This window comes from Mesorhizobium sp. M7A.F.Ca.ET.027.03.2.1 (genome assembly GCF_003999175.1).
Lineage (GTDB): Bacteria > Pseudomonadota > Alphaproteobacteria > Rhizobiales > Rhizobiaceae > Mesorhizobium.
Window position 1 is genome coordinate 1 of the sequence record NZ_RZOM01000445.1, and the last position, 4721, is coordinate 4721.

A 4721-nucleotide genomic window follows, 5' to 3' on the forward strand; every position below is an offset into this window, starting at 1 on the left:
AGCTGGGAGTTCCTTACCCGGCGTGCGGTTGAAGCGATGCATGCCGAGCAGTTGCGCAGGCATGGCGGTGCTCAAGGTTTGAGAGATGAAAATGCTCTCGAATCTGCGCTCGCGCGTGCCGAGAACAAGGCCAACTACGAAAACCCTTCGGTTGAAGACCTAGCAGCCGCCTATGTCTTCGGCATCGCAAGAAATCATGCCTTTGTCGACGGCAACAAGCGCACGGCCATAGTTGCAGCCGGTGCATTTTTGATCGTGAACGGCCATGTCCTGACAGCCGACAACGGCACGCTCTACGAATTCGTCATGGCCGTTGCTTCAGGCGAGATCGATGAAGCCGGAGCCGCGGCGTTCTTCCGCGACCATGTCGTCAAGATCGAGGATTAGCTCTCGGAGAGCTTGACGATTTCCCATTCCTTGCCGTTGACGCTGGCCAAATCGCCGACCTTCTTGCCGAACAGGGCGACGGCCATCGGCGAAACATGCGAAATGCTACCCTTGGTCGGATCGGCTTCATCCTCGCCAACGATCTTCCAGTGCACCTTCCTTCCGTCATCGCCCTCGATCGTGACACCCATGCCGAAGCGCACTAGGTCTCTGCCCGGTTCCGGCACAGACAACTCGGCGCTTTCGCGCCGGGCGGTCCAGTAGCGCAGGTCGCGCGATACCACCGCGATGCGCTCGCGGTCTGCTTTCCGTTCGGCCTTCGCCAGTATGTCGCGCAGATCGGCGAGATTGTCCTCGATCTGCGCCAGGCCGCGTTCCGTCACCAGATTGCGATGGTGGCTGACCGGCCGTTCACCGACGCCGGCGATGGCGTTTTCGCTGTCTTCCTCGCGGGTGAAAGCTCTGCTCATTTCCTGAACTTAGGCCCGCAGAGGCTGCTCGACAAGCCATTGTCGCGCGCTCGCCAGGAGAGGCAGAACGGCTGGCACGATTCCTGCGATATCAGGCTTGAACGCTGGGATTCTGTGCCGATGTTGAACAGACGAACGCTGCTGACCGGGACCGCCGGCTTTGCCGTCATGGGGCTTGCGCTCGGCAAGGCGGTGGCCGCAAGCTTGAGCGGCATCGAGAAAGCCTCGATGCGCGGCTCGATCAATGCCACAGAACTCGGCGTGCAGCCCGGCACATCAGACGATCAGAGCAAGGCCTTCGCCAAGCTGCTGCGTGACGCCAATGCCCGCGATATGCCGGTGTTCCTGCCGCCCGGCACTTATGTCGTCTCCAATCTCTCGCTGCCCGGCCGCGTACGTCTTTCCGGGGTGCCGGGCGCGACGCGCGTCGTTTACGGCGGTGACGGCCACCTTTTCATGGCCGAACAGGCTGACCATATCGAACTCAGCGGTCTGGTCTTTGATGGTTCGAACCGCACGATGGGCGGTTACACGCAAGGGCTGCTCGATCTGCGCCGTATCGCGCACCTCGCCATCGACAATTGTCAGATCACCGGCAGCGGCAAGAACGGACTGGCGCTGGAACACGCGATCGGCCGGATCGAGCGCAGCGAGATATCGGGCGCCGCCGATGCCGGCATTTACTCGGTCGAGGCTGGCGGGCTGTCCATTACGGGCAACACCGTCTCCGATTGCGCCAATGGCGGCATCCTCGTGCACCGCTGGCAGGTGGCCGAAGACGGCACCATGGTCACCGGCAACCGCGTCCAACGGATCCAGGCACGCAGCGGCGGAACCGGGCAGAACGGCAACGGCATCAATGCCTTTCGCGCCGGCAATGTCGTCATCTCGGGCAACATCGTCTCGGACTGCGCCTTCTCGGCGATCCGCGCCAACAGCGCCAGCAACCTGCAGATATCGGGTAACACCTGCTCGCGCTCGGGCGAAACGGCGGTCTATTCCGAGTTCTCGTTCGAAGGCGCCATCATCAGCAACAACATCGTCGACGGCGCCGCCAACGGCATCTCGATCGTCAATTTCAACGAAGGCGGCCGCATGGGCGTCTGCTCCGGCAACATCGTGCGCAATCTGTCGACCAGCGGTCCCTACCCCGCCGACTCGCCGGGATTTGGCGTCGGCATCGGCGTTGAGGCCGACACCACCGTTTCCAACAACGTCATCGAGAACGCGCCGCTTTATGGCATGCAGATCGGCTGGGGTCCCTACCTGCGCAATGTCGTCGCTACGGGCAACATCATCCGCAAGGCCGGAACCGGTATCGTCGTGTCCGTGGTCGAGGGCGCCGGGACGGCGGTCATTTCAGACAATATCATCGACGGCGCGCTCAACGGTGCGGTTGTCGGCCAGCGCTGGGCCGAGCCCGCAACGGGCGACCTCGCCTCGTCAAACGATACCGGCTATGCGCATCTGACCGTCGAGCGCAATCACGTCAGTTGAGGGCTGCCGTCAGCCTCAGCGCCCCGACCTTGACACCGTTGCGGTTTTCGATGGGCGTGTTTGCCAACTCGCTCAGCTTGAACGCCAATGCCTCGTCGGCGCGCAACAGTTTGGCGAGGACGGTGGCAATCATGGCTTCGCCGGCGCGGCCGGCGCCATCATCGCATTTGAGCGCGATGCCGAGACCAAGCTCCGGAATTGCGGCACAATGGACGCCCTCGGCGCCGCCTTTGGTGAAAATCCGCCCTGGTGCGGCCTCCATCAGTGCGACGTCTTCGCGGCCTGTGCCGGCAACGAAGAACGGCTCGGCCATGCAGGCGGCCAGCAGCCGCCTCGCGGCCTTGGCTCGCTCGGGGCCAAAACCTGATGTCGTGGCCATGCGGGCAAAGCCGATCGCAAAGCTCCTGAGCGGCACCGCATAGGTTGGGATCGAACAGCCATCGATGGCCCGCTGGTCCTCACCATGGACAGCGCCCGTCACCGATTGCATGGCGTCGCGCACCAGTTCCTGCAGGCCATGTCCCGACTTGACATAGCCACGATGCGCAATGCCGGCGTGGACGCAGGTGCAGAGGAAGCCGGAATGCTTGCCGGAACAGTTGTTGTGCAACGCGTTCGGCGAGCCGCCGGCGCGGGCGAGCGCAATCTCGGCTTCATGATTGGACGGCCAATGCGTGCCGCATTCGAGCGCTGATCCGTCCAGCCCGGCCTTGGCCAGCATGGATCGCGCAAGGTCGACATGGGCCGGCTCGCCCGAGTGGGACGCACAGGCTAGCGCCAGTTCGCGGTTGCCGAAGCCATAGGCATCGGCCGCACCGCTTTCGACCAGCGGCAGTGCCTGGATCGCCTTGACCGCCGAGCGCGGAAACACCGGCTTGGCTGTGTCGCCGATCTCCCAGACGGGCTTGCCATCGCCATCGAAGACCGCGACTGAGCCGCGATGCGCGCTCTCGACGATCGCGCCGCGCAACACTTCGATCAGAACCGGATTTGTCATGAACCCTCCCGTAAATGCGGGCGGTTTACCTGATCCGGTCGAGAATGGAAACGTAGTTGGCGACCGCGGCACCGCCCATATTGAAGATGCCGCCAAGCTTGGCGCCCGGCACCTGGATGCCGCCGGCCTCGCCGACAAGCTGCATGGCGGTCAAGACATGCATCGACACGCCCGTGGCGCCGATCGGATGGCCCTTGGCCTTCAGCCCGCCGGAGGGATTGACCGGCAGGCGACCATCCCTGGCCGTTGTGCCGTCCAGCGCCAGCTTGGCCCCCTCTCCCGGCTTGGCAAGACCCATCGCCTCATATTCGATCAGTTCGGCAATGGTGAAGCAGTCATGCGTCTCGACGAAGGACAGATCGTCGAGCGTCACGCCGGCTGATTTCAACGCCCGGGTCCAAGCCTGTTCGCAGCCTTCGAAGGTCAGGATGTCGCGCTTCGACATCGGCAGGAAATCCTGCACATGCTCGTTGGCGCGGAAGGCAACGGCACGGCGCATCTTCAGCGCCGTGGCGGTGTCGGCAAGGATAAGGGCGGCGGCGCCGTCGGAGACCAGCGAGCAGTCGGTGCGCTTCAGTGGGCCGGCAACGAACGGGTTCTTCTCGCTCTCCTGGCGGCAGAACTCGTAGCCGAAATCCTTGCGCATCTGTGCATAGGGGTTGTCGACGCCGTTCTTGTGGTTCTTGGCGGCAATCATGGCCAGCGCATCCGACTGGTCGCCGTAGCGCTGAAAATAGGCCTGCGCGATCTTGCCGAAGACGCCGGCGAAACCCGCCGGTGTCTCGCCGTCCTCGGGCAGATAGGACGCCTTGAGCAGGTTCTTGCCGATCTCCGGCCCCGGCGTCGTCGTCATCTGCTCGGCGCCGACCACCAGCACGATGCGGGCGGCATTGGCGTCGATGGCGCGGATGCCCTGACGGACCGCGGCCGATCCGGTGGCGCAAGCGTTCTCGACGCGCGTCGCCGGCTTGAAGCGCAGCCGGTCGTCGGCCTGAAGCACCAGGCTGGCGGTAAAATCCTGCGCCGAAAAGCCGGCGTTGAAATGTCCGAGCACGATCTCGTCGACCTCGTCGGGACCGATGCCGGCATGGTCGAGCGCGTCGGTTGCCACCTTGACGATCAGATTTTCGAGCGTTTCGCCCTCGAGCTTGCCGAAGCGCGAATGCGCCCAGCCAACGATGCATGCGGTCATGGCGGTCTCCATCCTTGGCGCCAGCCTAACATGTGGGCTCACGGCGCATTTCGCCTTTATTGTTCAAATATAAACAATCCTGCCCACTTCGTTAAGGGCGGGAGGCGGACAATCGCTTGGTACAGCCAAGATCGCGGTCGATTTTTTTGTTGATTGACGCGTCAATAAAAAATAATCC

General features: G+C 63.2%; 5 protein-coding genes. 2 read left to right on the forward strand and 3 right to left on the reverse strand.

The window, feature by feature from the left end:
* A partial coding sequence (locus EN750_RS19300; protein WP_245482741.1) for a type II toxin-antitoxin system death-on-curing family toxin occupies nt 1-387 on the forward strand: 387 nt, incomplete at its 5' end.
* Here the strand turns inward: EN750_RS19300 and greA are convergent.
* The gene (greA, locus tag EN750_RS19305; protein WP_127397350.1) at nt 384-857 is read right to left on the reverse strand and encodes a transcription elongation factor GreA; all 474 of its coding nucleotides are present in this window, start codon (nt 855-857) and stop codon (nt 384-386) included. The genes EN750_RS19300 and greA overlap by 4 nt on opposite strands.
* 120 nt (nt 858-977) lie before the next feature.
* Between greA and EN750_RS19310 the strand changes: the two genes are divergently transcribed.
* Entirely contained in the window at nt 978-2354 is a 1377-nt protein-coding gene (locus EN750_RS19310) for a TIGR03808 family TAT-translocated repetitive protein (RefSeq protein WP_127397351.1), read from the forward strand.
* On the opposite strand, the gene EN750_RS19315 is transcribed toward EN750_RS19310, so the two are convergent.
* Together EN750_RS19315 and EN750_RS19320 are read right to left on the reverse strand one after the other, a co-directional pair.
* Nucleotides 2347-3351 carry an asparaginase gene (locus EN750_RS19315; protein ID WP_127397352.1) on the reverse strand — a complete coding sequence of 335 codons (1005 nt, stop codon included), beginning with the start codon at nt 3349-3351 and terminating at the stop codon, nt 2347-2349. The two genes, EN750_RS19310 and EN750_RS19315, sit on opposite strands and share 8 nt — an antisense overlap.
* Nucleotides 3352-3376: 25 nt before the next feature.
* A complete protein-coding gene (locus EN750_RS19320; RefSeq protein ID WP_127397353.1) occupies nt 3377-4543 on the reverse strand; it encodes an acetyl-CoA acetyltransferase in 1167 nt (388 codons plus the stop codon).
* Between the last annotated feature and the right edge of the window lie 178 nt (nt 4544-4721).

Coding starts and splice junctions, on each gene's coding strand:
- EN750_RS19310 (WP_127397351.1), top strand. CDS start 978: ATGTTGAACAGACGAACGCTGCTGACCGGGACCGCCGGCTTTGCCGTC.
- EN750_RS19320 (WP_127397353.1), bottom strand. CDS start 4,543: ATGACCGCATGCATCGTTGGCTGGGCGCATTCGCGCTTCGGCAAGCTC.
- greA (WP_127397350.1), bottom strand. CDS start 857: ATGAGCAGAGCTTTCACCCGCGAGGAAGACAGCGAAAACGCCATCGCC.
- EN750_RS19315 (WP_127397352.1), bottom strand. CDS start 3,351: ATGACAAATCCGGTTCTGATCGAAGTGTTGCGCGGCGCGATCGTCGAG.